Below are 23,806 nucleotides of genomic sequence, written 5' to 3'. Positions count from 1 at the left end.
CCCGCGGCCCGCGGCCCGCGGCCGGTACGTGCCCCAGGAGATGTGGCGTGAAGATCCATGTCCCCCGGCGGGGGGAGTCGATAAATTCTGCGCCTGATCATCTTCCGTGAGCGCACGACCTGTTGGAGGACGACGATGAAAGTTCGCATGTCCCGGCCCGTGCTCGGAGCCCTGCTCGCCGGCCTGATGACCATCGGTCTGGGATCCGTGACCGCCGCCCCCGCCCAGGCGGCCACCGCCAGCTGCACGGGTTCGGTCTCCGTGTACGGCGCTCTCGCCGACGGCCGGCTGACGTACTCACAGATCGAGCCGTCGACGGGCGACCGGATCAAGACGCTCATCGGGCCGGACCTGGGCTTCACGCCGAAGGCCATGGCCACCCTGAACTTCAACACGGTCCTGGTCACGGACCCGGGCGGGGTGCTCTACCGGGTCGACATCCAGACCAACAACCTCTCGCTCGGCCTGATCGGCCCCCCGGTGCAGATCGGCACCGGCTGGACCCACGACAAGCTCGTCTACGACGGCCACGGCCACCTCTACGGCACGGCCGGCGGCGTGCTCCTCCAGTACCTCGTCTCGCAGGCCAAGCCCGCCGGCTCCCAGCACATCGGCCAGCGGGTGGAGGTCGGCAGCGGTTTCGTCCTGAAGACCCTGGCCTCCTCCGGCGACGACCGGCTCATCGCCAACACCGCGGACGGCCGTCTCCTCGAATACCGGATCGACGGCGGTGGCGGCTGGTCGTCCGCCCAGCTCGCGGCCTCCGGCTGGTCCGCGTTCGACCGGCTCGTCTCCCCCGGCGGTGGCCTCTACTACGGCGTGACCGGGGCCGGTGGCATGTACTGGTACCAGGACGTCGACCCGGACGACCGGTCCGGCAGCGACATCGCCTACCACAACGACGACCCCGTCGACGCCTCCGGCTGGACCCAGACCCTGATCTCCGCCCAGCCCGAGACCGCGACCTGCACGAGCGGGAACTACGCCTACGTCCTGCCCCGCGGCGCCGTACCGCGCAGCGAGCTCGACGACCCGCACCACGACTACGCGGCCATCGACATCCAGGTGCCGACCGGCACCCCGGTCCACGCGGTCACCCGGGGGACCGTCAGCTACATCGACGGCGGCTTCGGCAACGGGATCCAGATCAACGGGGCCGACGGCGCCACCTACATATACGGCCACCTCAGCCAGCGGGGGGTGGCGGCCGGATCGACCGTCTCCCCCGGCCAGTACCTGGGCGAGTCCGGCAACACGGGGCAGTCCACCGGCCCGCACCTGCACTTCGAGATCCGCATCGGAGGCGTGAAGCACTGCCCGCAGCGCATGCTCCTCGACCTCTACGACGGCGTCACCCCGCAGGCTCCCGGCACGCTGCCCACCAGCGGCTGCTCGTACTGAGACCCCGACCCGCCCCCGACCCGACCCCGACCCCGGCCGCGACACCGGGGCCGGGGGCCGGGGTCGGGCTGCCCGGCCGCGACACCGGGGCCGGGGGCCGGGGTCGGGGGGCCGGGGCCGGGGCGCCGGCGCCGACTCACCGCGCCGCCAGCGCGGCCTTCATCACCGCCCGGGCGATCGGCGCGGCCGCGCCGTTGCCGCTGATGTCACCCCGGTCCGCCGACGCGTCCTCCACCACCACCGCGACCGCCACGGCCGGGAGGGCCGCGCCCTCGGTGCGGGCCCAGGAGATGAACCAGGCGTACGGGGTCCCCGCGTTGCCGACACCGTGCTGGGCCGTGCCGGTCTTGCCGCCGACCACCGCGCCGGGGATCGCCGCGTTCCGGCCCGTCCCCTGCTCCACCACCTTCACCATCAGCTCCTGCATCCGCAGCGCGGTGGCCGGGTTCATCGCCCGCCCGAGGCTGCGCCGGTCGCCGCGCCGCACCGGGGAACCGTCGTCCTGGGTCGTCCGTTCCACCAGGTACGGGGAGGCCAGCTCGCCGCCGTTCGCGACGGCCGCGGCCACCATCGCCATCTGCAGCGGTGTCGCCGTGGTGTTGAACTGCCCGATGGAGGAGAGGGCCAGCTGGTCCAGGCTCATGTCCGTGTCGAAGTTCGACCGGGACACCCACGAGGGGACCCGCAGCCCCTCCGTGTTGAAGCCGAAGCGGCGCGCCGCCTCCGTCATCCGGCGCAGCCCGACCTGCACCCCGATCTTCGCCATCACCGTGTTGCACGACCACTGCACGGCCTCGGCCATGGAGGCGTCCTCGCAGCCCGTCGCCGCGTTCGGCAGCAGGGTGCTGGTCCCGGGCAGCGGGTAGGGGTCCGGGGTCCGGGTCGGCGCGTCCACATCGGTGACCACGCCCGCGTCCAGGGCCGCCGCCGCCGTCACGATCTTGAAGGTGGAGCCGGGCGGGTACGTCTCGCGCAGCGCCCGGTTGAGCATCGGCCGGGCGGGGTCCGCGTTGAGCGCCGCCCAGGCCCCGCGCGGCTTCGCCCCCGTACCGGAGAGCACGGCGGGGTCGTACGAGGGGCTGCTGACCAGCGCCAGGATCTTCCCCGTGGCCGGTTCGAGGGCAGCCACCGCCCCGCGCTTCCCGCCGAGCCCGGCGTACGCGGCCCGCTGCACCGCGGCGCGCACGGTGGTGGCGGCGTTCCCGCCGGCCGGGCGGCCGCGGGACAGGTCGTACCAGAGCGGAAACGCCGACAGTCCCGGGTCCGTGCCCGACAGCACGGCGTCCTCGGCGCGCTCCACGAAGCTGGTCCCGTACGTCTGGGAGGAGAAGCCGGTGACGGGCGCGTAGAGCGGACCGTCGGCGTAGGTCCGCTCGTAGCGCAGCAGTTGGCCGCTGTCGCGGGAGCCCGTGACGGGCCGCCCGTCGACGAGGATGTCCCCGCGCGGCTCGGCGTACCGCTCGATCGCGGAGCGCTTGTTGGCCGGGTTCGCGCCGTAGGCGGCGGACTCCCACACCTGTACGCGGGCGATGTTGACCAGCAGGGCGAGGAGCAGCAGCGCGCAGAAGTACGCGCACCAGCGGATGTAGCGGATCATTCGGCCGCCTCCTGCGCGGGTCGTGGTCTGCGGGCGCTGTCGCTGAGCCGGACCAGCAGGGCGACGATGATCCAGTTGGTGACGACGGAGGAGCCGCCCTGGGCGAGGAAGGGCATGGCCATGCCGGTGAGCGGGATCAGCCCGGTGACACCGCCCGCGATGACGAACACCTGGAGCGCGACGATCGAGGCGAGGCCGGTGGCGAGCAGCCGGCCGAAGGGGTCGCGCAGGGCGAGGCCGGCGCGGAACCCGCGGGCGACGAGGAGCCCGTAGAGGAGCAGGATCGCGGTGAGGCCGACGAGGCCGAGTTCCTCCCCGGCGGTGGCGAGGATGAAGTCCGACTTGGCGGCGAACCCGATGAGGAAGGACTGGCCGTGGCCGAGACCGGCCCCGAGGAGGCCGCCGGCGCCGAAGGCGAAGAGTGACTGGGCGAGCTGGCCGGGGCCCTCGCCGCGCTCGATGGAGGCGAAAGGATTCAGCCAGTCGTCCACACGGCTGTTGACGTGCGGTTCCAAGGTCCCGACGGCGTAGGCGCCGAGGGCGGCGAGCAGCAGTCCGATCGCGATCCAGCCGATCCGCCCGGTGGCGGTGAACAGCATGATCACGAACAGGCCGAAGAACAGCAGCGAGGTGCCCAGGTCCCGTTCCAGGACGAGCAGGCCGACGCTGAGCAGCCAGATCGCGAGGATCGGCCCGAGCACCCGGCCCGGCAGGAGGCGCAGCTTCCAGAAGAGCCGGCGGCCGGTCAGGGCCAGGGCGGTGCGGTTCGCTGCGAGGTAGGAGGCGAAGAATACGGCCAGCAGGATCTTGGCGAACTCCCCCGGCTGGAAGGAGAGCCCGGCGAAGCGGATCCAGATGTGCGCGCCGTTGACCGCCGGGAAGAAGACGGGCACCAGCATCAGCACCAGGGCGGTGGCGACGGACAGGTACGCATAGCGCTGGAGCACCCGGTGGTCGCGGAGCAGCACGACGACGAGGACGAAGAGCACCACGCCGAGGGCGGACCACAGGAGCTGGTCGTCCGCGGTGGGGTGGCCCGGGGTGGTCGCGTCGAGGCGCTGGATGAGGACCAGGCCGAGGCCGTTGAGCAGGACGGCGATGGGGAGCACGAGGGGGTCGGCGTACGGGGCCGTGAACCGTACGGCGAGGTGCGCGAGCAGCGCCGCCACCGCGAGGCCGACCGCGTACCGGTCGGCGGGGTCGGGGATGCGGCCGGTGGTCACGAGGCCGACGTGGAGGTGACCGAGTACGGAGATCAGGACGGCCCCCGCGAGGAGCGCCAGCTCGACCCCCCGGCGTTTGGGCGCGCCGGCTTCGGGTGGTGGGGGCGGGGAAGGCTCCGCCACCTTCGCCGTCAGAGCGGTCATACCCCGAAACGTAGCAAGCGGATGGATGCTATGTCCGCTTATGTCATAGTGTGCCGAAGAGTCGTCACAAACGGTCGGAAGTATCGAGAGTGAGGAGCCGAGGCGCATGGGACCTGTGGAATTCATCGTCCTCGCCTTCCCCGAGGAGCAGCTGCGGGTGCCGGCCGTCGAGGCCGTGATGGGGCTGCGCAAGTCGGGGGTGGTCCGGCTGATCGACGGGCTCGTCGCCACGAAGACGGCGTCGGGGGAGGTCCTCGCGGCCGAGTTCGACGAGTTCGTGGAACTGCACGGCCTGCTGACGGGGCGGGACGCGACCCGGCTGATCGGCCCGGAGGACGTGCACGAGGCGGCGGACCTGCTGGAGCGCGGCAGCTGTGCGCTGCTGCTGGTGGTCGAGCACGTATGGGCCGAGGACGCGGCGATCGCCGTACGGGCGGCGGGCGGCCGGATCGTGGGCTCGGTCCGCATCCCGCCGGACCGGGTCCCCTCGGACCCCCGGGCAGGGGTGGCCTGATGTTCATCCGCCCGATGGGAGTGACGGTCCACGCCGCGAACCGCCCGGCGGGATCCCCCCTGCTACGGGGCCTGCTGGCCCGGGCGTCGGGCGCGGTGTCGGAGACGTCGGGCTCGGTCCGCCCGGACGAACCACACCGCCACGAGCGGCCGCGCTGGGCGGCGGAGGCGGAGCCGGACTTCACGGAGGAGCCGGAGCCGATGGACGACCTCGGCCCGGAGCCGACGGACGAGCCCGAGCCGGAGCCGGAGCCCGGACCCGAAACCGACGGCGAGCGGGAACCGCTCGACGCGCTGTATTGGGACACCCGCCCGGAGCCCGGCCCGGCAGCCCCCGCCGGCCTCGCGGCGGAGCTGCGCCAGCTGGCCGACCTGGCCCGCGAGGGCCTGCTGACCCCTCAGGAGTTCACGGCGGCGAAGGCCCGCCTGCTGAACGGCTGACGGCCGTACCGCGCGCCACCGCGAAGGAGGAACGCGGTCGGCCGCGCCCATCGACGCGAGATCACCTCTCGGGCGCGGCGAAGGTTTCGACGGGGCCGAACTCGCTGAAGTCCACCTTGTTGGCGGCCTGCGTACCGCGCATGTCCATGCGCTGCTCGAAACGGACGGTCCGGCCCTGGGCATCGATCCACTGGTCGATGTCGAAGCCGGTGACGCCCTTGCTCTTCATCGAACGGTGCGTGCGCGGATCGACGGAGGCCACCTGGTCGAGGTTGAGGTGTCCGGCGAGGTGGTAGGTGGGGACCCCGTTCCGGGTCTCCATGCCCTTCTTGGCGGAGGGGCCGGTGGCGAGGAGCAGCTTGGCGTAGCCGGCGTAGTTCGCGTCGTTGTCCGGGGAACGCGGCGCCTTCACCCAGCCGCTGCCCTCCTTGGTGCGGTTGCGGATGTAGTTGGCGTCGGTGGTCGTGACGCTCTCGATCCACATGCCGGAGGAACGGATCTCGGCCCGCCCGGTGAACAGCGTGCCGAGGTTGGACCGGCCGGTCATGGTCGACAGCTCTTGCCCGGCGGCCTCGGAAATGGCCTTCATGGACGCCGCGTACGGCGTCTTCTCGGCTTCGGCGAGCGCCTGCTCGGGCTCGAACGCCCCCACTACGGGGGTGGCGGACGCGGCGGAGGCCGCGGGCGCCGGGGCGCCCGCTCCACCAGGAGCGTCCTTGCAGCCCGAGAGCACGGAAAGGCAGACCGCGACAACGGCGGCGGAAACGGTGGTACGGCGTACAGCAGAGGTCATCATCGCCAAGCAGCATCGCACGCCCCACCCCCACCAACCGAACCGATTCCCCAGGCCGGGCGAAGGCGGAAGCCGGGACGGGGGGCAGTGGGGCGGCGGAGGTGCGGTGCGGTGGTCAGAGAGCACAGGGTGGTGTGGGGGCGGGAGCTGCCCGGGCCTTGGTCAGTGACGCGTATGGGGGTTTTCCGTCAGTCCCATCGTCTCTCCGTGTCGTGCCGGTCCGTCAAGGGCGCTCCTTCGTCGCGTCGCTTCGCGATGTCGCTGCGCTCCACCCTTGACCGACCGTCCCGCCCCGGAAATCCGAAAGACTGCCGGGAAACCCCCAAAGGAACGGGCCGGGAGCAGAAAGACACAGACGAGGCGGGAGCGCTGCCCGGGCGGAGCCCGGTGCGCCCAAAATCGCTACGCGCTCCTCGAAGACGGCGTCCGCGAGTCCCTGTGGCTGGTCATAAGCCGCCCATATTCGCTACGCGCTCCTCGAAGACGGCGTCTGCGAGTCCCTATGGTTGGTCATAGGCCGCCATCGATCGCTACGCGCTTCTCGATCACGCGTCTGCGATCCGTCCTTGGCGGACCGTAAGCGCCCTGACGTGAAAGCCCCCGCCGCTCTACGCTCGAAGCCATGAAGATCATCGTGCGACCGGCTGTCTCTGGGGACCTTTCCCCCCTGCTGACGCTTTACAGCGAGCTGAACCCCGACGATGCGCCGCTGCCTCAGGAGAGAGCCGACGCCGTATGGGCGACCATCTCCCACCAGCAGGGACGAACCGTGCTGGTGGCCGACGCCGAAGGCGTCGTGGCCGGCACCGCGGACTGCCTGGTCCTTCCGAACCTCACCCGAGGTGGTCGCGCCATCCTTTTCGTGGAGAACGTCGTGGTCGCGAAGGCATTCCAGCGGCGGGGCGTCGGGCGTCGGTTGATGGATGCCGTCGTGCGACTGGGCGAGTCGGCCGGCTGCTACAAAGTGCAGTTGCTGTCAGCCGACGACGAATACGTCCACCGCTTCTACGAGTCGTGCGGCTTCCTGGCACGCGCGGAAGGCTTCCGTCGCTACATCGAACGTCACGACCAGGTGATGTAACCCCTTCCCAGGGAAGGAAAAGGGCCAGATGACGGCTCAGGCGAATCCCATCCGGGTCTGAGAGAGCGGGCGCCTCAAAGAGCCGTCAATACGCCCCAATTATCCCGGTCTGGGTGCGTGGATGGGATCTCACAGTGGCCCTGCCGGGGATTGAGTTCGGCTGAGCCGATCGATTGGCCTTTCGGGCCTCTCATTCGCTCTGATCAGCCCCCAACTGGGGGCGGACGCCGTCTCGGAGAAGCGCTTAGCGATCGATGGCGGCCTATGGCCGACCGCAGTGGCTCGCAGTCGCCCTCTTCGAGGAGCGCGTAGCGAATGTGGGCGGCCCCTGCCCGACCCACGCGGCTCGCACTCGCCGTCTTCGAGAAGCGCGTAGCCATCTGTGGCGGCCTATGACCAGCCACAGGGGCTTGCAGTCGCCGTCTTTGAGGAGCGCGTAGCGATTGATGGCGGCTTATGTCCAGCCCAAGAGGCTCGCAGGCGCCGTCAGACAGGAGCGCGTAGCGATTGAGGGCGCACCGGGCTTCGCCCGCGCAGGGCACCGCCCCTTAGGTGTCTTGCTCCCCCCGGCCCGTTCCTTTGGGGGTTTCCCGGCAGTCTTTCGGATTTCCGGGGCGGGACGGTCGGTCAAGGGTGGAGCGCAGCGACATCGCGAAGCGACGCGACGAAGGAGCGCCCTTGACGGACCGGCACGACACGGAGAGACGATGGGACTGACGGAAAACCCCCATACACGGCTCTGATGCCGCCCGAGGGGATCCCGCCCCCACACCACCCCGCGCTCTCTGACCACCGCCCCGCCGCACCCCCGCTCCCCCACCCCCGCCAATCGGGTGGCACGTGGCCGGGGGGCGGTTCTGGTGGGGGATTTGTCATACCGGGCGTGGCAGCATCGGGGGTCTCGGAGGTGATCCCATGTCATATCGGGGGCTTCGCGCTGCCTGCGTCGCCGTGGCGCTCCTCGTCGCCGGACCCGTCCCGGGCGCCCGCGCCGAGCCGGTTCTGCCCGAAGGGGAGAACGTGGGCGCGCTGCTCACCCGCCTGCAGGGCCTCTACCAGAAGGCCGAGGAGGCCTCCGAGGCGTACAAGGCCACGGAGGACGCCCTGGAGGCCGGCCGGCGGGAGGAGCGCTCGCGCGCCGCCGAGCTCGGCCGGGCCCGTACGGCCCTCGACTCCGAGCGGGCCATCGCCGGGCGGCTCGCCCGCGAGCAGTACCAGGGCAGCCAGGGCCTGTCCTCCTACGCCCGGATGCTGCTGGCCGGGAACCCGCAGGCGGCCCTGGAGCAGCGTCGGCTCGCCGCCCGCGAGGGCGCCCGCCGGGCCGCGGTGCTCAGCCGCCTCGCGCGCGGCGAGAAGGAGGCCGATGCGCTGGCCGTACGGGCCCGCAAGGCCCTCGACACCCGGCAGACCTTGGCCGCGCAGCAGAAGGTCCACAAGGAGGAGGTCGCCTCGCAGCTCAAGCAGGTGGAGCGGCTGCTGTCCTCGCTGACTCCGGAGCAGCTCGCCCGGCTCGGGGCGCGGGAGGCCGAGAAGACCGCCGCGGCGCAGCGCGAGCTGGTGACCTCCGGGGCCCTCCCCACGCGCACGGGCACGCCCACGGCCGCCGGTGGCGCGGCCCTCCGCTACGCGGCGGCGCAGATCGGGAAGCCGTACGTCTGGGGTGCCGAGGGGCCCGGGTCCTTCGACTGCTCCGGTCTGACCTCGCAGGCCTGGGCGCACGCCGGCCGGAGCATTCCGCGGACCAGCCAGGAGCAGTGGGCCCGGCTGCCGCGGGTGCCGCTGGACCGGTTGCGGCCGGGGGACCTGGTGGTCTACTTCCCCAAGGCCACCCATGTGGGCCTGTACGTGGGCGACGGCAAGGTGATTCAGGCGCCGCGGCCCGGGTCCGTGGTGAAGGTCTCGCCGATCGCCGCGAATCCGCTGCTCGGGGCGGTGCGGCCGGACCCGGACGGGACCCCGCTGGCGGAGTTCACCCCGCCGCCGCTGCCCGAGTCCCCGGGTGCGGCGGCGGGGGACGACGCCGGTTACTCCGCGGAGGAGGCTCCCACGGACGAGGGTTCCGCGGCGGCGGTGACCTCGGCGAGGTAGTCCGCTGCGTCCTCGGGGTCGTAGAAGTAGGCATCGAAGTCGGCCGGGTTGTCGAAGCCATTGGCGAATCGATTCGCCACGGGCTGGAGCTGCCCGGCCGCGCCGATCAGGTTCAGCACGTGCTCGGGCGGTACGCCCAGCATCGCGTTCGTCCACTGGGTCACGGGCTTGCCCGTGGTGAACCAGTACTTGTCGAAGGTGGCCTTCATCCACGCCTCGTCGAACGGCTTGTCCCCGTGCATGAGGATCGAGGACAGGTACGAGGCGGCGCACTTGGACGCGGAGTTCGAGCCCTGGCCGGTGATCGGGTCGTTGGCGACGACCACGTCGGCCACGCCGAGGACGAGCCCGCCGCCGGGGAGGCGTCCGATCGGGTTGCGCACGACCGGCGCGTACCGGCCGGCGAGCGTGCCGCCCGCGTCCGTCAGCTCCACCTTCGTCGCCCGGGCGTACTCCCACGGCGTGTACTTCTCCATCAGCCCCAGCGTCAGCGCCAGGTGCTCCGCCGGGTCCTTGACGCCGTTGAAGACGTCCAGCGGACCGCCGGGGAGGCCCTCCCAGAAGAGGATGTCCGCCCGGCCCGAGGTCGTCAGGGTCGGCATCACGAACAGCTCGCCGACGCCGGGGACCAGGTTGCAGCGGACCGCTTCCGTCTCCGGGTGCTCGGGGCGCGGACCGAGCCCGTGCACGTAGGAGACGGCCAGCGCGCGCTGCGGGGCGTCGTACGGGGAACGCGCCGCGTCCCGCCCGAACATCGACACCAGCTCGCCCTTGCCGGCGGCGACCAGCACCAGGTCGTAGGTGCGGGAGAAGTAGTCGAGGTCGGCGACGGACGCGCCGTGGATGACGAGCTGCCCGCCGCGCTGCGCGAAGGTGTCCAGCCAGCCGGACATCTTCACGCGCTGGTCCACGGACTGGGCGTAGCCCTTGAGCCGGCCGAGCCAGTCGATGGGGCGGCTGCCGTCGGGGGCGGCGACCGAGACGCCGAGGCCCTCGATCTTCGGGGCCTGCTGCTCCCAGAAGTTGATCTCGAGGTCGCGCTCGTGCTGGAGCGCGGTGTCGAACATGCACTGGGTGGACATGACCCGGCCGGTGCGGATCTCCTCCGCGGTCCGGTTGGACATGAGGGTGACCTCGTAGCCCTTGGACTGGAGTCCGAGGGCGAGCTGGAGACCGGACTGGCCGGCTCCGACGACAAGTATCCTGCGCATCTCTCAGTCCTCTATTCGGGAGTGCTGTCCAGGGCGTGGCCCACCAGCGCCAGCAGGGATTCGATCACCGTCCGGCGCTCTCGCGCGTCCATGATCACCACGGGTATGTGCGGCGGGACGCTGAGCGCCTCGCGCACGTCCTCGGGCTCGTACGACTGCGAGCCCTCGAAGTGGTTGACGGCGACGGCGTACGGCAGCCCGGAGCTCTCGAAGTAGTCGAGGGCGGGGAAACAGTCGCGCAGGCGGCGGGTGTCGGCCATGACGAGCCCGCCGATGGCCCCGCGCACCAGGTCGTCCCACATGAACCAGAACCGTTCCTGGCCCGGGGTGCCGTACACGTAGAGGACGAGGTCGTCGTCGAGGGTGATGCGGCCGAAGTCCATCGCGACGGTGGTGGTGTGCTTGTCCGGGGTGCCGGACAGGTCGTCGGTCGGGACGCTGGCCTGGGTCATCACCGCCTCGGTGCGCAGCGGGGTGATCTCGGAGACGGAGGAGACGAAGGTGGTCTTGCCGACCCCGAAGCCACCGGCGACCAGCACCTTGACGGCGACGGGCGCGCGGGAGCGGTCGTACTGCCAGGGCTGGACCGGTTCGTCGTCCAGCTCCGGTCTGTCAGAGACGGCGAAGGCCACCGAGCACCCTTTCCAGCAGCGCGCGTTCGGGCCGGCCGGCGCCGTGGCCCGTTCCGTAGACACGGATCCTGCCCTGGTCGGCGAGGTCGCTGACCAGGACGCGGACCACTCCGAGCGGCAGCTTCAGCAGCGCGGCGATCTCGGCGATCGTGCGCATGCGGCGGCAGACCTCGACGATGGCGGGCATCTCGGGCATGCGGTCGGGCTTCTGCGGCTCGGACGCCTTGGGGTCCAGGGCGGCGACGAAGGTCTCGACGTGCAGGACCTGGGTGAACCGTGTCCGGCCGCCCGTCAGGGAGTACGGGCGGACGCGGGCGGGACGGCGGTCGGCTCCGCGTATCGGGAGTCGGTCGGCGGCCGGTCTCCTCACGGGGTGTTCTCCATCGACTGGCGCAGCTCGCTGCGGACTTCGGGGGTCAGGACGTGGCCGGCGCGGCCGACGAACAGGGCCATGTGGTAGGCGACGACGCTCATGTCGCAGTCGGGCGTGGCGTGCACGCCCAGGAGTGAGCCGTCGCTGATGGCCATGACGAAGACCGAGCCGTGCTCCATCGCCACCATGGTCTGCTTGACGGCGCCGAACTCCATGAGGGCGGCCGCCCCGGTGGTGAGGCTGCCGAGGCCGGAGACGATGGTGGCGAGGTCGGCGGAGGCTCCCCGTGGGCCCTTCGGCCGTGGCGTCGCCTGTGGTTCGCCGGCGCCGCCCGCTCCCGGGTCGGAGGACAGGAGCAGCAGCCCGTCCGAGGAGACGACGGCGACGGAGTTGACGCCGGGCACCTCCTCGACCAGGTCGGTCAGCAGCCACTGCAGGTTGCGGGCCTGGGTGCTCAGTCCGTACGTACTGGGCGCGGTCATGTGCGTGCCTCCTGTGCGCTGTCCCCCTGGTCGGTATTGCTCTGTTCCTGCCCCCGGTCCTGCCCTCGGTCCGGGTCCCGGTCCTGCGCGAGCTCGGCGGCGGCGACCCGCCGGCCGTCCTGGGCTCCCTGGTAGAAGCCTCCGAGCCGGCGTCGCAGTTCTTCGGCGTCGACCCGGCGCGGCGGCTGGGGCGGTACGTCCTCCCTGCGCGGGGCGGCCACGGTGCGCGGGGTCCGCTTCGGCAGGCCCTTGTCGGTGACGGGGCCGCCACCGTCGGCGGGGTCGGCGGGGTGGCTGCCCTGGCGGGGGAGCCAGTCGGCCTCGGCGGGGGCGTGTGCGTGGTCCCCTGCGGGTGGCCCGGCGGGTTCGGCCTCGGCGGGGTCGTTCCCGGCGGGGTCCGGGAGGGTGAAGTCGGCCGGGTCCGTGTCGTGGGTGATGCGGGCGACGAGCGCTTCCCCTGCGGGGGGCTCGGCGGTGAACACCTGGTCCGCGGGCGGGTCCTGCTCGGCCGGGGCAGCCGTGAACACCTGCTCGGCCGGGGGGATCTCATCGGCCGGGGCGGCCGTGAACACCTGCTCGGCCGGGGGGATCTCATCGGCCGGGGCGGCCGTGAAGACCTGGTCGGCCGGGGGGATCTCATCGGCCGGGGACGCGGTGAAGACCTGGTCCGCCGGGGGGATGTCCTCGGCCGGGGCGGCCGTGAAGACCTGGTCGGCCGGGGGGACGTCCTCGGCCGGGGCCGGGGGGAAGGCCTCGGCGGGCGACGGGAGGGCGGTGGCGGGCTCCTGGTCGGATCCGGCCTCGGCGGGGGGCGCCAGGGCCTCGGCCAGGGTGACCGGGGTGACCGGCTCCGCCGGGAGGGCGGGCTCCGGGGCCGGGACCACCGCGTCGGCGGAGCCGGCCGCCCCGGCCTCGGTCTCCGCCTCGGCCTCGGCCTCGGGTGCGGCGTGCGCACCGCGCGGGCGGGCGGGCAGGGTGTTCTCGTTCGCCTCCGCTATCACGCCCGGCAGGTGCAGCGAGGGCGCGCCCGGGGTGGCCAGGGTGTGGACCGGTGACGCCGGCGGGGTGGCGGGCAGCAGCGCCGCGGGGACGACGACCAGGGCCTCGGTCCCGCCGTGCCGCGCGCCGCGCAGCTCCGCAGTGACCCCGTGCCGTGCCGCGAGCCGCCCGGCCACGTACAGGCCGAGGCCCAGGCCGTGCTCCTCCTCGGGCTCCTCGTCGTACGCCTCGGGCGTGGACAGCCGGGCGTTCAGCGCTTCCAGGCGGTCCTCGGTGACGCCGATGCCCTCGTCGACGACGGAGAGCACGACGTCGCCGGAGTCCAGGGTCCAGCCGGACACCTTCACCTTGACCTCGGGCGGGGAGAACGTCGTGGCGTTCTCCAGCAGTTCGGCCAGCACGTGCGAGATGTCGTCGGCGGCGTGCCCGGCGACCTGCGTGTACGAGGGCAGGGCCGCGAGGTCGACGCGCTCGTAGCGCTCGATCTCGCTGACGGCGGCCCGCATCACGTCGACCAGCGCCACCGGCAGCCCCTGCCCGTGGCCGTGCTCCTGCCCGGCGAGGACCAGCAGGTTCTCGTTGTGGCGGCGCATCACGGTCGCCAGGTGGTCCAGCTTGAAGAGGGTCGCGAGCCGGTCGGGGTCCTGTTCCTTGGACTCCAGTTCCTCGATGACGGCGAGCTGGCGTTCCACCAGGCCCAGCGTGCGCAGCGACAGCGAGACGGAGGTCGTCGACATGATGCGGCGGTGCTCCTCCAGCCCGGCGCGCAGTGTCGTCAGCTCCTCCTCCAGCGCCTCCCGGCCGGAGGCGAGCGCCTCGTTGCGGCCGATGATGCGGCGCCGGTCGGCGTCGAGCCCGGCGATCCGGGTGTGCAGGGAGACCGTCTGGTCGCGTACGGCGTTCAGGTGCCGGACGACCTCGGCGAACTCGTCGTTGCGGCCGGTGAACCGCACCGGTTCGACCGAGCCCTCGGGCGTCGCCAGCCGTTCCGCGCCGCGCCGCAGGACCGACAGCGGGCGGGTGAGCGAGCGGGCGACGGCCGTGGAGAAGCCGACGGCGACGAGGAACAGCACGCCCAGCAGGGCGACCATGATCTCCAGCCGGGTCACGTCGTCGTCGCGCAGGGTGGCGAGGGCGGAGGCCCGCTGCCCGGCGAGGGTGGCTTCGACGGTGCGCATCCGGTCGATGCGGGCGGTGAGCGCGGTGCCGACGGCGGCGCCGTCGGTCTTGCGGTCGGGGCCGGTCAGGGTGGGCCGGTCGGTGAGCCGCTTGAGGAAGTCGTCGGCCGCCTTGACCTCGGGGCCGGTGACGGTGGCGGTGAGGGTCTGGCGTACGTCGGGCCGGGCGACCCGGGTGAAGTCGTCGAGGGCGGCCTGCTCCCGTACGCGCGAGCGCTGGGCGGCGGCGGTGAGTTCGTCGACCACGGCTGAGCCCGGAGCCTGTTCACCGCGGGGGACGGCCAGTGCGGCGAGGAGCAGTCCGCGGGTGGCCGAGGCCTGTTCCACGGCCTGGCCGAGCGGGGCCAGGGGGCGGGTGGTGGTGAGGGCGGCCTCGGCGCGCGGCGGGGTGAGGTCGGCGAGCCGGCCGCCCGGCGCGAGGAGTTCCGTGATGACACCGGTGTAGGCCTGGTGGGCGGCGAGGGCGGTGCCCTTGCCGTCGATGGCCTCGGTACGGACGGACGCGACGCGGGCGAGGGCCATGGCGAGGGGTTCGTCGACCTCGGCGGCGGCCTCGGCGATCTGCCGGTCGGTGCGCAGGATGCGTTCCTGGAGGGCGCCCTTGGCGGCGCCGGGGCGGCCCTTGGCGGCGTACTCGACCACGGCGTCACGCTCGTCGGCGAGGACGTGCGTGAGGGTGAGGATCTGCCCGGTCTGCTCCGCGAGGGTGACCAGCCGCTGGGAGTCGTTCAGCTCCCTCGCGGCGGTGACGACGGCGGGGGTGCCGGCCGCGAGGACGGTGAGCCCTGCGACGGCGACGCCGACGACCAGCCGGCTGCGCACGCGGACGCGGCGTCCTTCGGGGGCCGGGCCTTCGGCGGCGGTGCCGTTCTTCCGAGACCGCTTCTTCTGCACCGGTGCTCGCAATCCTGTACGTGTGCTTTTGCTCGTTTACTCGTGTGGCCGAGGTAACGGCCGGTCAACAAGTAAACGCTCCCTGCCCCCTCGTACCGCCTCAGACCTTTGCAGCGTGTTGGGGAGAGAGCCGCACATCGCCCACCCGGCCACTCGAACGAGTGAACATCACGGATGAGTTGGCGACCAACTCGGGAACCCTGCTCCGGAGCGGCTCCGTGGACAGGTGGTTGAAAGATCGATGCGGCCTTTGGCAGTATGCCCGCCCACATCGGCCGTCCCGCGCCGGGGCCTTGCCGGTCCGGAGCCGGACGCTCCGGCTGCGGCGAGTCCCCGCCCCTCCCCGCTTTGGTCCGTACCTGCCCCGGCTCCGGGGGCCCGCCGGGCAGAATGTCCGTATGCGCATCGACCTCGCGACAGCCCCCGGCAACCGGGAACGCCCCAATGAGGACTGGGTGTCGGCCTCGGCGCCCGCTTCGGGCGGCGGGGTGCTGGTGCTCCTGGACGGGGTCACCCCGCCGGCGGGCGAGGACGGGTGCGTGCACGGAGTGCCGTGGTTCACGGCACGGCTCGGCGGCCGATTGACCGAACTGTCCGGATCGCGACGGGACATGCCCCTGGACCGGATCCTGGCCGAGGCCGTCCGCGCCACGGCCGAGGCCCATCGCGACTCGTGTGACCTTTCTCACGTCAGGACCCCGCAGGCGACGGTCGTCGTGGTCCGCTGGGACGAGGCGTACGTGGAGCACCTCGTGCTCTCGGACTCCGTACTCCTCCTCCGGGCGCCCGGCGGCGAGGTGACGGCGGTGCTCGACGACCGGCTGGACCGGTTGCCGCGGGAGGTGCTGCGGTCGGTGGCTGCGACGGACGCCCTGCGCAACGCCGAGGGCGGTTTCTTCACGGCGGCCGCGGACCCGGCGGTGGCGGCCCGGGCGGTCACGGGGCGCACCCCGCGCGGGCGGGTGCAGGCGGTGGCCGCGCTCACGGACGGGGCGAGCCGCTGGACGGACACGTTCGGGGAGGGCGACTGGGCCGCGTGCCTGGAGGTGCTGCGGAAGGAGGGCGCGGAGGGCCTGATCGCCCGGGTCCGCGCCGTCGAGAACGGCCCGGCGCGCCCGTCGGCCCCCCGGTACAAGCGGCACGACGATGCCTCGGCGGTCTACGCGGAGCTCTGAGGCCGCGTCCGGCGGAGCGCCGGGCGAACCGGCCGGACCCGGCGGCGGGCTGCTCGGTGCCGGCGCTCCGTACGGCTGCTCGGTACCGGTGATCGGTGCCGCTATTCGGTGCCGCTATTCGGTGCCGGAGTTCAACTGGTGGAGCAGCCGGGCCAGTTCCGCCACCTCGCCGCGGTCCCAGCCGGCGAGCTTGCGCATGTACTGCTCGCGCCGGGCTCCCCGTACCCGCAGGAAGCGCTCGCGGCCCTCCTCGGTGAGGCCGACGAGGAAGGCCCGCCCGTCGGCGGGGTCCGGCTCGCGGGCCACCAGGCCCAGGACCTCCAGGGCCCGCAGCTGCCGGCTCATGGTGGCCTTGCCGACGCCGAAGTAGGCGGCGAGGTCGGTGGCCCGCTGCCGGCCCGCTGCCTCCAGGCGGACGAGGAGCCCGTACGCGGCGGGCTCCAGCTCCGGGTGGAGCTCGCGGGCCATCTCGCCGGAGGAGGCACGGGCCCGCCGGAGGAAGACGGACAGCTCCCGCTCCAGGGCAAGGAACTCCTGGTCTTCACTCCCGTGCACGTCCCGCTCCTTCTTCGCTGTATGGCACCCCGGTGGGTGGGGGCCAGTATTTCGCAGCGGGTGTGCGGACGGCCCGGGGCCCCGCCGCAGCGGGGGCCCGGGCCGTCCGGCAGCCGTCCGGCCACGGGTCGGCCGCGGCTGGGCAGCCGTCAGGCGACGGCGGTGACCGGCACCTGCGCCCCGTCGAGGGCGAGCTCCAGCACCTGGCGGACGTCCGTCACCGGGTGCACCTCCAGCCCCTCCAGCACCTCCGCCGGGACGTCGTCGAGGTCGGCCTCGTTGCGCTTCGGGATGATCACCCTGGTCAGGCCCGCCCGGTGGGCGGCGAGCAGCTTCTGCTTGACCCCGCCGATCGGCAGCACCCGCCCGGTCAGTGAGACCTCGCCGGTCATGGCCACGTCCGTGCGCACCTGCCGTCCGGAGAGCAGCGAGGCGAGGGCCGTGGTCATGGTGATGCCCGCGCTCGGGCCGTCCTTGGGCACCGCACCGGCCGGGAAGTGGATGTGCACGCCGCGGTCCTTGAGGTCGGCGACCGGGAGTTCCAGTTCGGCGCCGTGCGAGCGCAGGAAGCTCAGGGCGATCTGCGCCGACTCCTTCATCACGTCGCCGAGCTGGCCGGTGAGGGTCAGTCCGGCGGCGCCCGTCTCCGGGTCGGCCAGGGACGCCTCCACGAAGAGCACGTCGCCTCCTGCGCCGGTCACCGCGAGGCCGGTGGCCACGCCGGGGACTGCGGTGCGCCGCTCGGCCGGGTCCTGGGCGGACTCGGGCACGTGGTGCGGGCGTCCGATCAGGCCCCGCAGCTCGCCGGCCCCGATCCGGTACGGGAGTTCGCGCTCGCCCAGTTCGTGCTGGGCGGCGACCTTGCGCAGCAGCCGTGCGACGGCCCGCTCCAGGGTGCGTACGCCCGCCTCGCGGGTGTACTCACCGGCCAGCTTGCGCAGGGCGTCCTCCTCCAGGACCACCTCGTCGGCGGCGAGCCCGGCACGCTCCAGCTGGCGGGGCAGCAGGTGGTCGCGGGCGATGACGACCTTCTCGTCCTCGGTGTAGCCGTCGAGCCGGACGAGCTCCATGCGGTCGGCCAGTGCCTCCGGGATGGCTTCCAGGACGTTGGCGGTGGCCAGGAAGACGACGTCGCTCAGGTCCAGTTCGACCTCCAGGTAGTGGTCCCGGAAGGTGTGGTTCTGGGCCGGGTCGAGGACCTCCAGGAGGGCGGCCGCGGGGTCGCCGCGGAAGTCGGAGCCGACCTTGTCGATCTCGTCCAGCAGCACGACCGGGTTCATCGACCCGGCCTCCTTGATGGCGCGGACGATGCGGCCCGGGAGGGCGCCGACGTAGGTCCGGCGGTGGCCGCGCACCTCGGCCTCGTCCCGTACGCCGCCGAGTGCGACGCGGACGAACTTGCGGCCCATGGCGTGGGCCACGCTCTCGCCCAGCGAGGTCTTTCCGACCCCGGGCGGGCCGACGAGCGCGAGCACGGCGCCCCCGCGCCGGCCCCCGACGACGCCCATGCCGCGCTCGCTGCGGCGCTTGCGCACGGCCAGGTACTCGGTGATGCGGTCCTTGACGTCGCTGAGGCCCGCGTGCTCGGCGTCGAGCACCGCCCGGGCGCCCTGGATGTCGTACCGGTCCTCGGTGCGCTCGTTCCACGGCAGTTCGAGGACGGTGTCGAGCCAGGTGCGGATCCAGGCGCCCTCGGGGCTCTGGTCGCTGGACCGCTCCAGCTTGTCGACCTCCTTGAGGGCGGCCTCGCGGACCTTCTCGGGGAGGTCTGCGGCCTCGACGCGGGCCCGGTAGTCGTCGGACTCCTCGCCCTCCTTCTCGCCGTTCAGCTCGCGCAGTTCCTTGCGCACGGCCTCCAGCTGGCGCCGGAGCAGGAACTCGCGCTGCTGCTTGTCGACGCCGTCCTGGACGTCCTTGGCGATGGACTCGGCCACGTCCTGTTCGGCGAGGTGGTCGCCGAGGGCCTTGACGGCGAGCTTGAGGCGGGCGACGGGGTCGGCCGTCTCCAGCAGCTCCACCTTCTGATCGACCGTCAGGAACGGCGAGTACCCGGAGTTGTCCGCGAGGGCGGAGACCCCTTCGATCTGCTGGACGCGGTCCACGACCTGCCAGGCCCCGCGCTTCTTGAGCCAGCTGGTGGCGAGCGCCTTGTACTCCTTGACGAGCTCGGTGACGGCGCCCGGCAGCGGATCGGGGACGGACTCGTCCACGGTCTCGCCCTCGACCCAGAGCGCGGCGCCGGGCCCGGTGGTGCCGGCGCCGATGCGGATGCGTCCGAGGCCGCGGATGAGGGCGCCCGGGTCGCCGCCGGAGAGCCGGCCGACCTGCTCGACGGTTCCGAGCACACCGGTCGCGGCGTACTTGCCGTCGATCCGCGGCACGAGCAGGACCCGGGGCTTGCCGCTGCTGCCCGCCGCGGCCTGGGCCGCCTCGACGGCTCCCCGCACCTCGGCGTCGGACAGGTCCAGCGGGACCACCATTCCGGGCAGCACGACCTCGTCGTCGAGCGGCAGCACGGGCAGGGTGAGCGTTACGGACGTCGAAGCCATGATCTTCCCTCCGGCAGTGAAGTTGAGCTATGCCGACTCAATGCATCTGCGCCCCCCGATGTTCCCCAACCCCCGTTCGCCGGGGGCGAACGGGGGTTGGGTGGGGGCGGTGTCGCCGCGGTAGTGGACGGTACGGCGGACCGTGACGCCGGGACCGGTCCCGGGGGTGACCTCGATCGACCCGGCCCCGGTACCGGTCAGCTCGACGGCGGTGACCGCCTCGGCGACCGTGGTGTCGGCGCGGGCCGTCCTGCGCGGCCCGTCGACGAACGAGCATCCGGCCATGGCGAGGCCGGCCGTGAGGACGACAGCAGCGGCGCGGGCGGCCCGGGCCGCCGGGGGGTGGGAAGTCTTACCCCGATCCTGCTGCTCCCGCCCCGCGCGGCAGATGGTGCCGGTACCCGGATCCGCTGTCGGGTTGTCCCCCGGGCCGGGCGGGGGCCGGGGCGCCGGCTTCGGCCGTTCGGGCCGAGCAGGGTCGTTTCCTCCTCATCCGTACGCGTGACGCGCGGATGCGGGCCCGGCTCCTGGGCAGAGGTGGCTGCGGCAAACGTTCCCACCCGTAGAAAGACCAGCTGATGCGTCTCCGCTCCGCCTTCACCGCCGCTCTCGGCGCCGCCCTGCTCCTCGTCGCCGTTCCGGCCTCCGCCTCCGCAGCCTCCGGACGGTTCATCTACGAGTACGTGACCGTCGAGGGCAACGAGGCCTCCGGCTTCCTCAACGACCCGGCGGACGACCAGTGCTTCAACCTGCCCGGTGTCGGCCAGGAGAACCCCGAGCCCGGCCACTCGCCGAGGAACCGCACCGACGCCTGGGCCACGGTCTTCGCCGACACCAACTGCGAGGGTCCCTCCTTCCGTCTGCGCCCCTACACCGGTGGGGCGTCAGAGCGGCTGAAGGTCCGGTCGGTGGTCTTCGGCTGATCCGCCCGGCCCGGCGGGGGCGGGGGCGGGGCCGGTGGCGACCGGGCGCAGTGGAGAGGGCAGGCCCCACTCGCTCCAGGACCCGTCGTACACCGCCAGGTCGCGGTAGCCGGCGAGGTCGGCGCCGAGGGCCAGGACGCAGGCGGTCACCCCGGAGCCGCAGCTGAAGCGGAGGCGTTCGCGGTCGCCCGCGGTCGCTTCGAAGACCGCGCGGAGCTGCGCGGCGGGGCGCATCAGGCCGTCGGGGCGCTGGAGTTCGCCGAACGGCAGGCTGACGGCGCCCGGCATATGGCCGCCGCGCAGGCCGGGACGGGGTTCGGGGGCGGTGCCCTCGAAGCGTTCGCGGGTGCGGGCGTCGAGGACGGCCGCGGCCGGGTCGGCGAGGGCGGCGGCCACCTCCTCGGCATCGATCAGCAGGCCCGGACGGGGCCGGGCGGTGAAGGAGCCGCGCGGGCCCTCGTACCGCGGGCCGGCGTCCTCGACGGGCAGGCCGGCGGCCGCCCAGGCGGGGAGTCCGCCGTCGAGTACGGCGGCCCGGTCGAAGCCCATGGCGCGCAGCATCCACCAGGCGCGGGCGCTGGAGTAGATGCCGGCGCCGTCGTAGACGACGACGGTGTCGGTGTCGTCGAGGCCGAGGGACCTCAGCGCCTCGGTGAACTCGGCGGCGCCGGGCATGGTGTGCGGGGCGGCGGCCGCGTGGTCGGAGAGGTCCCCGTCGAGGTCGAAGGGGCGGGCGCCGGGGATGCGCCGGGCGGCGGCGCGGTGGGCGCCGACGGAGGCGTCGAAGACGACCAGTCCGGGCTCGCCCAGCCGGGCGGCCAGCCAGTCGGCCCCGACCAGCGGTCCGGGGTCCGCGGGCCCGGGCTCGCGGGACGCGGGGTGGTCGGACGTGGGCATACGGCACCTCCTGGGTCGGCGGGCCGCGCACGGCCCGCCGGCTGCGCGACGCGGTCGCCCCCATCCTCCGCCCCACCCCCGCCCACCCTGCCACCGGGCCACCGCGTCACCGCGTCACCGCGTCACCGCGTCAGCGGATCAGCGAGCCACGCCCGGCACCGCGGAGCCCCCACAGGCCGGGGGGCGGCTGGGGCCTCGTGGGCGGAGGCCGGGGACGAGCCGCGGCGCCGGGGCCCGCGAGCCCCGCCCGATCGGCGGGACCCCGCATCGCCGTGCCGGCGGCCGACGGGTGCGGCGGGCGGCGGTGCGGGACCGACCGGGCTCACGGGCCCCGGCCCGCCGGGCTGCGCCGTGGGGGCGGGCAGTCGCCTCGGGGGGTGTAGAGGGCGATGCGGGCGCCTCGGACTTCGGTGACCGAGCAGAGGTCGAAGCGGCTCGCCAGTACCTCCCGCTTGGCCGCCTCGCGCGGGTACGGGTCCAGCGGCTGGTCCGCCGGGTCCAGCAGGGCGATCACGCGCGGCGACGCGAGCAGGCCCGCGCGGATCCGCTCCGGGGGGAGCTCGGTGCCCTGAAGGCTGTCCGAGGCGGTCGGGCCGGCGGCGAGGGCGGGGTCGCGCAGGCCCTCGTAGACCTCCGGCGAGGACAGCAGCCACTCGCGCCTGCGGGACGGCATGAAGACGACCGCGTCCCCCGGGCGGGCCCGCTCCCGTACCGCGGCGGCCACCGCGAGGACGTCGTCCTTGCGGCTCTCCGGGGTGCGCAGCCAGGCCGACCAGATACCGAACGGCACGAGGAGGGCGCCCGCCAGCACCCACGGCCACCATCCACGGGCGGCGGCCAGCCGCGCGCCCGCCAGCAGGGCGGGCCCGGCGAGCGCGTAGAGCACGTACCGGTCGACGTACCAGGGGTTGAGCAGGGAGACCGCCATCAGCAGTCCGGGCGGCAGCAGTACGAGCGGCAGCGCCACCCGGACGAGGTCCCTCGGCGCGCCCCGCGCGAGCAGCAGGCAGGCGCCGCCCACCACGGCGTACGCGGCCCAGTCCTGCCAGCTCGGCCGGCCCAGCCAGCCGAGCTGCTGGTGCGCCTGGCGCACGCTCACCGCGGCGAGCGGCAGCAGCAGGGCGACGACGGTCGCGGCGCTCCACCGCCAGCCGCGCGCGTGCCGGGCGGTGAAGGCGTGGGCGAGCAGCGCCAGCGCGGCGAACTCGTGCAGCCAGCAGCCGGCCAGCAGGACGAGGGTGTAGGCGACCCAGCGCTCGCGGAGCATCAGGTACGTCGCCCACACCACGGCGGCCGCGACCAGCGCGTACGAGCGGCCTTCCTGGGCGTACATCTGGACGGGCGGCAGTACGGCGTACACGCAGCCGGCGACGAGCGCGGCCCGCTCCCCCACGAGCCGGTGCGCGACGGCGGCCACCCCGGCGGCGGCGAGGGCGGTGGCGGCGACGGAGGGCAGGCGCAGCGCCCACAGGCCGCCGTCCCAGGCGTGGAACACGCCGTGCATGAGGACGTAGTACAGGCCGTGCACGGCGTCGACCCGGCCGAGGAGGTCCAGGATCGCGCCGGGCGAGCGGTGCGCCACCTGCCAGGTGACGGACTCGTCGCGCCACATGCTGCCGCCCCGTTCCAGGCCCCAGAGACCGAGGGCCGCGGCGAGCAGCGGCGGGAGCAGGCGCCATGGCGCGATGCGGCGGATGGCGGCCTCCTGGAGCTGTCGGAAAGCTGTCGGATCGGGGGTGCGGACTCCATACTCGGGGGTGGACCCGAGTGTCCGCGGAGGTGGGTGTGCGCACGTTGGGGACGGTGGCGGCGGTACTTCTGGGCGCGGTGGTCCTGGCGGGGTGCGGACCGTCCGGTTCCGGAGGCGGCGACGACGTGCCGCCGAAGGGTTCCGGAGGACCGGGCACCATCAGTACGAGCGCCGGCGCCACCGCCGGTACGAGCCCCGGTACGAGTCCGAGCGCGGACCCCACCCCGGGCCAGAGCGCCGGCACGAGCGCCGTACCCGCCCCGGGCGAGACCCTGGTCCGGGTCACCCGCAGCGGCGGCTTCGCCGGCGAGACCCACACCCTCGTCGTGAAGGGCGACGGCTCGTGGTCCCGGCTGGACGCCAAGGCGGGGGCGGAGGGCACCGGGAAGCTGTCGGAGCGGGAGCTGGCGGCCCTGCGCACCGCGCTCCGGGAAGCGGACTTCCCCGGTCGGCCCAGGATCGCGACAGGCGGTCCCAAGATCTACGACGGGTTCTTCTACGCCTTCGCGCACGGCGGGTACGAGGTCGCGGGCGAGCAGGGGTCCCTGCCTCCGGAGCTGGTCAGGGTGGTGGAGGCGCTGCCTCCGTTCACCGCGGGCTGAGTGCGGGCAGCGGCCGGGCCGGGGCCCGCGCAGCCTGGGCCGCATCAGCTCCCGCGTTCCGTGGCGGCCCTCGCCACCAGCCGGCCGACCACCCGGCCGACCAGCCCGGCCGACCAGCCCGGCCCGATGTGCCCGGCCGACCAGCCCGGCCCGATGTGCCGAACGACACTCACGACCCGGTCATCCCGCACGTTCACGGACCGGCCTTGTAGGGCCCCTCCAAGGGGGATCCGACGAGGTCACAGCCGGTGGGGCAGCTGACCGCCCCACCCGCCGGGCGCCGGTCCCGCAGGGGGTCCGACACC

General features: G+C 73.4%; 22 protein-coding genes. 8 read left to right on the top strand and 14 right to left on the bottom strand.

What is annotated here, in order from left to right; genetic code table 11:
• Window positions 1-135 precede the first annotated feature (135 nt).
• On the top strand, window positions 136-1,401 hold the full coding sequence (locus tag NRK68_RS23225; protein ID WP_257856610.1) for a M23 family metallopeptidase: 1,266 nt from the start codon (window positions 136-138) through the stop codon (window positions 1,399-1,401).
• Between the two features lie 136 nt (window positions 1,402-1,537).
• Here the strand turns inward: NRK68_RS23225 and NRK68_RS23220 are convergent, their stop codons facing one another.
• The gene (locus tag NRK68_RS23220) at window positions 1,538-2,998 is read right to left on the bottom strand and encodes a penicillin-binding transpeptidase domain-containing protein (RefSeq protein ID WP_183067322.1); all 1,461 of its coding nucleotides are present in this window, start codon (window positions 2,996-2,998) and stop codon (window positions 1,538-1,540) included.
• On the bottom strand, window positions 2,995-4,365 hold the full coding sequence (locus NRK68_RS23215) for an FtsW/RodA/SpoVE family cell cycle protein (RefSeq protein WP_183067321.1): 1,371 nt from the start codon (window positions 4,363-4,365) through the stop codon (window positions 2,995-2,997). The genes NRK68_RS23220 and NRK68_RS23215 overlap by 4 nt, the downstream gene beginning before the upstream one ends.
• A gap of 106 nt (window positions 4,366-4,471) precedes the next feature.
• Between NRK68_RS23215 and NRK68_RS23210 the strand changes: the two genes are divergently transcribed.
• Both NRK68_RS23210 and NRK68_RS23205 read left to right on the top strand, forming a co-directional pair.
• The gene (locus tag NRK68_RS23210; protein WP_257856609.1) at window positions 4,472-4,879 is read left to right on the top strand and encodes a DUF6325 family protein; all 408 of its coding nucleotides are present in this window, start codon (window positions 4,472-4,474) and stop codon (window positions 4,877-4,879) included.
• Window positions 4,879-5,319 carry an SHOCT domain-containing protein gene (locus tag NRK68_RS23205; protein WP_257856608.1) on the top strand — a complete coding sequence of 147 codons (441 nt, stop codon included), beginning with the start codon at window positions 4,879-4,881 and terminating at the stop codon, window positions 5,317-5,319. The genes NRK68_RS23210 and NRK68_RS23205 overlap by 1 nt, the downstream gene beginning before the upstream one ends.
• A gap of 61 nt (window positions 5,320-5,380) precedes the next feature.
• Here NRK68_RS23205 and NRK68_RS23200 read toward each other — a convergent pair whose 3' ends face one another.
• Window positions 5,381-6,115, bottom strand: coding sequence for a LolA-like protein (locus tag NRK68_RS23200; RefSeq protein ID WP_257856607.1), 735 nt, complete (start codon window positions 6,113-6,115; stop codon window positions 5,381-5,383).
• A gap of 619 nt (window positions 6,116-6,734) precedes the next feature.
• Between NRK68_RS23200 and NRK68_RS23195 the strand changes: the two genes are divergently transcribed.
• Together NRK68_RS23195 and NRK68_RS23190 are read left to right on the top strand one after the other, a co-directional pair.
• Window positions 6,735-7,193, top strand: coding sequence for a GNAT family N-acetyltransferase (locus NRK68_RS23195; protein WP_183067317.1), 459 nt, complete (start codon window positions 6,735-6,737; stop codon window positions 7,191-7,193).
• A 915-nt stretch (window positions 7,194-8,108) separates the two neighbouring features.
• Window positions 8,109-9,281 carry a C40 family peptidase gene (locus NRK68_RS23190; protein WP_257856605.1) on the top strand — a complete coding sequence of 391 codons (1,173 nt, stop codon included), beginning with the start codon at window positions 8,109-8,111 and terminating at the stop codon, window positions 9,279-9,281.
• Here NRK68_RS23190 and NRK68_RS23185 read toward each other — a convergent pair.
• Genes NRK68_RS23185 through NRK68_RS23165 form a run of 5 tightly spaced genes read right to left on the bottom strand, consistent with a single transcriptional unit; the run spans window position 9,218 to window position 15,050 of the window.
• On the bottom strand, window positions 9,218-10,492 hold the full coding sequence (locus NRK68_RS23185; RefSeq protein ID WP_183067315.1) for a styrene monooxygenase/indole monooxygenase family protein: 1,275 nt from the start codon (window positions 10,490-10,492) through the stop codon (window positions 9,218-9,220). The genes NRK68_RS23190 and NRK68_RS23185 overlap by 64 nt on opposite strands.
• Window positions 10,493-10,503: 11 nt before the next feature.
• Window positions 10,504-11,124, bottom strand: a complete 621-nt coding sequence (locus tag NRK68_RS23180; RefSeq protein ID WP_183067314.1) for a GTP-binding protein — start codon at window positions 11,122-11,124, stop codon at window positions 10,504-10,506.
• Window positions 11,105-11,494: a DUF742 domain-containing protein gene (locus tag NRK68_RS23175; RefSeq protein ID WP_183067313.1), complete on the bottom strand. Its 390-nt coding sequence runs from the start codon at window positions 11,492-11,494 to the stop codon at window positions 11,105-11,107. The genes NRK68_RS23180 and NRK68_RS23175 overlap by 20 nt, the downstream gene beginning before the upstream one ends.
• Window positions 11,491-11,979, bottom strand: coding sequence for a roadblock/LC7 domain-containing protein (locus tag NRK68_RS23170; RefSeq protein WP_030658957.1), 489 nt, complete (start codon window positions 11,977-11,979; stop codon window positions 11,491-11,493). The genes NRK68_RS23175 and NRK68_RS23170 overlap by 4 nt, the downstream gene beginning before the upstream one ends.
• Window positions 11,976-15,050 (bottom strand): sensor histidine kinase, encoded by a 3,075-nt coding sequence (locus tag NRK68_RS23165; protein WP_257856604.1) that lies wholly within the window; start codon window positions 15,048-15,050, stop codon window positions 11,976-11,978. The genes NRK68_RS23170 and NRK68_RS23165 overlap by 4 nt, the downstream gene beginning before the upstream one ends.
• A gap of 398 nt (window positions 15,051-15,448) precedes the next feature.
• On the opposite strand from NRK68_RS23165, the gene NRK68_RS23160 reads away from it, so the two are divergent.
• Window positions 15,449-16,225: a protein phosphatase 2C domain-containing protein gene (locus NRK68_RS23160; RefSeq protein WP_257856603.1), complete on the top strand. Its 777-nt coding sequence runs from the start codon at window positions 15,449-15,451 to the stop codon at window positions 16,223-16,225.
• Window positions 16,226-16,339: 114 nt separating this feature from the next.
• On the opposite strand, the gene NRK68_RS23155 is transcribed toward NRK68_RS23160, so the two are convergent.
• From NRK68_RS23155 to NRK68_RS23145, 3 genes are all read right to left on the bottom strand, one after another.
• The gene (locus tag NRK68_RS23155) at window positions 16,340-16,780 is read right to left on the bottom strand and encodes a MarR family winged helix-turn-helix transcriptional regulator (RefSeq protein WP_183067310.1); all 441 of its coding nucleotides are present in this window, start codon (window positions 16,778-16,780) and stop codon (window positions 16,340-16,342) included.
• Window positions 16,781-16,929: 149 nt separating this feature from the next.
• Window positions 16,930-19,329 carry an endopeptidase La gene (lon, locus tag NRK68_RS23150; protein ID WP_257856602.1) on the bottom strand — a complete coding sequence of 800 codons (2,400 nt, stop codon included), beginning with the start codon at window positions 19,327-19,329 and terminating at the stop codon, window positions 16,930-16,932.
• A gap of 27 nt (window positions 19,330-19,356) precedes the next feature.
• On the bottom strand, window positions 19,357-19,614 hold the full coding sequence (locus NRK68_RS23145; protein WP_257856601.1) for a hypothetical protein: 258 nt from the start codon (window positions 19,612-19,614) through the stop codon (window positions 19,357-19,359).
• A gap of 293 nt (window positions 19,615-19,907) precedes the next feature.
• Between NRK68_RS23145 and NRK68_RS23140 the strand changes: the two genes are divergently transcribed.
• Window positions 19,908-20,252 carry a hypothetical protein gene (locus NRK68_RS23140; RefSeq protein WP_183067307.1) on the top strand — a complete coding sequence of 115 codons (345 nt, stop codon included), beginning with the start codon at window positions 19,908-19,910 and terminating at the stop codon, window positions 20,250-20,252.
• On the opposite strand, the gene NRK68_RS23135 is transcribed toward NRK68_RS23140, so the two are convergent.
• Both NRK68_RS23135 and NRK68_RS23130 read right to left on the bottom strand, forming a co-directional pair.
• Window positions 20,214-21,149 carry a sulfurtransferase gene (locus tag NRK68_RS23135; RefSeq protein WP_257856600.1) on the bottom strand — a complete coding sequence of 312 codons (936 nt, stop codon included), beginning with the start codon at window positions 21,147-21,149 and terminating at the stop codon, window positions 20,214-20,216. The two genes, NRK68_RS23140 and NRK68_RS23135, sit on opposite strands and share 39 nt — an antisense overlap.
• Before the next feature lie 322 nt (window positions 21,150-21,471).
• Window positions 21,472-22,761, bottom strand: coding sequence for a glycosyltransferase family protein (locus tag NRK68_RS23130; RefSeq protein WP_257856599.1), 1,290 nt, complete (start codon window positions 22,759-22,761; stop codon window positions 21,472-21,474).
• Between the two features lie 191 nt (window positions 22,762-22,952).
• Between NRK68_RS23130 and NRK68_RS23125 the strand changes: the two genes are divergently transcribed.
• Complete coding sequence (locus NRK68_RS23125; protein WP_257856598.1) at window positions 22,953-23,501, top strand: hypothetical protein; 549 nt, start codon at window positions 22,953-22,955, stop codon at window positions 23,499-23,501.
• 44 nt (window positions 23,502-23,545) lie between these two features.
• On the opposite strand, the gene NRK68_RS23120 is transcribed toward NRK68_RS23125, so the two are convergent.
• A complete protein-coding gene (locus tag NRK68_RS23120) occupies window positions 23,546-23,674 on the bottom strand; it encodes a hypothetical protein (protein ID WP_257856597.1) in 129 nt (42 codons plus the stop codon).
• Window positions 23,675-23,806: the final 132 nt, after the last annotated feature.

This window comes from Streptomyces yangpuensis (assembly GCF_024666385.1).
Taxonomy (GTDB): domain Bacteria; phylum Actinomycetota; class Actinomycetes; order Streptomycetales; family Streptomycetaceae; genus Streptomyces; species Streptomyces yangpuensis.
Note: the sequence above shows the minus strand (reverse complement) of the source record. Positions and strands in the feature narration are given on the sequence as shown.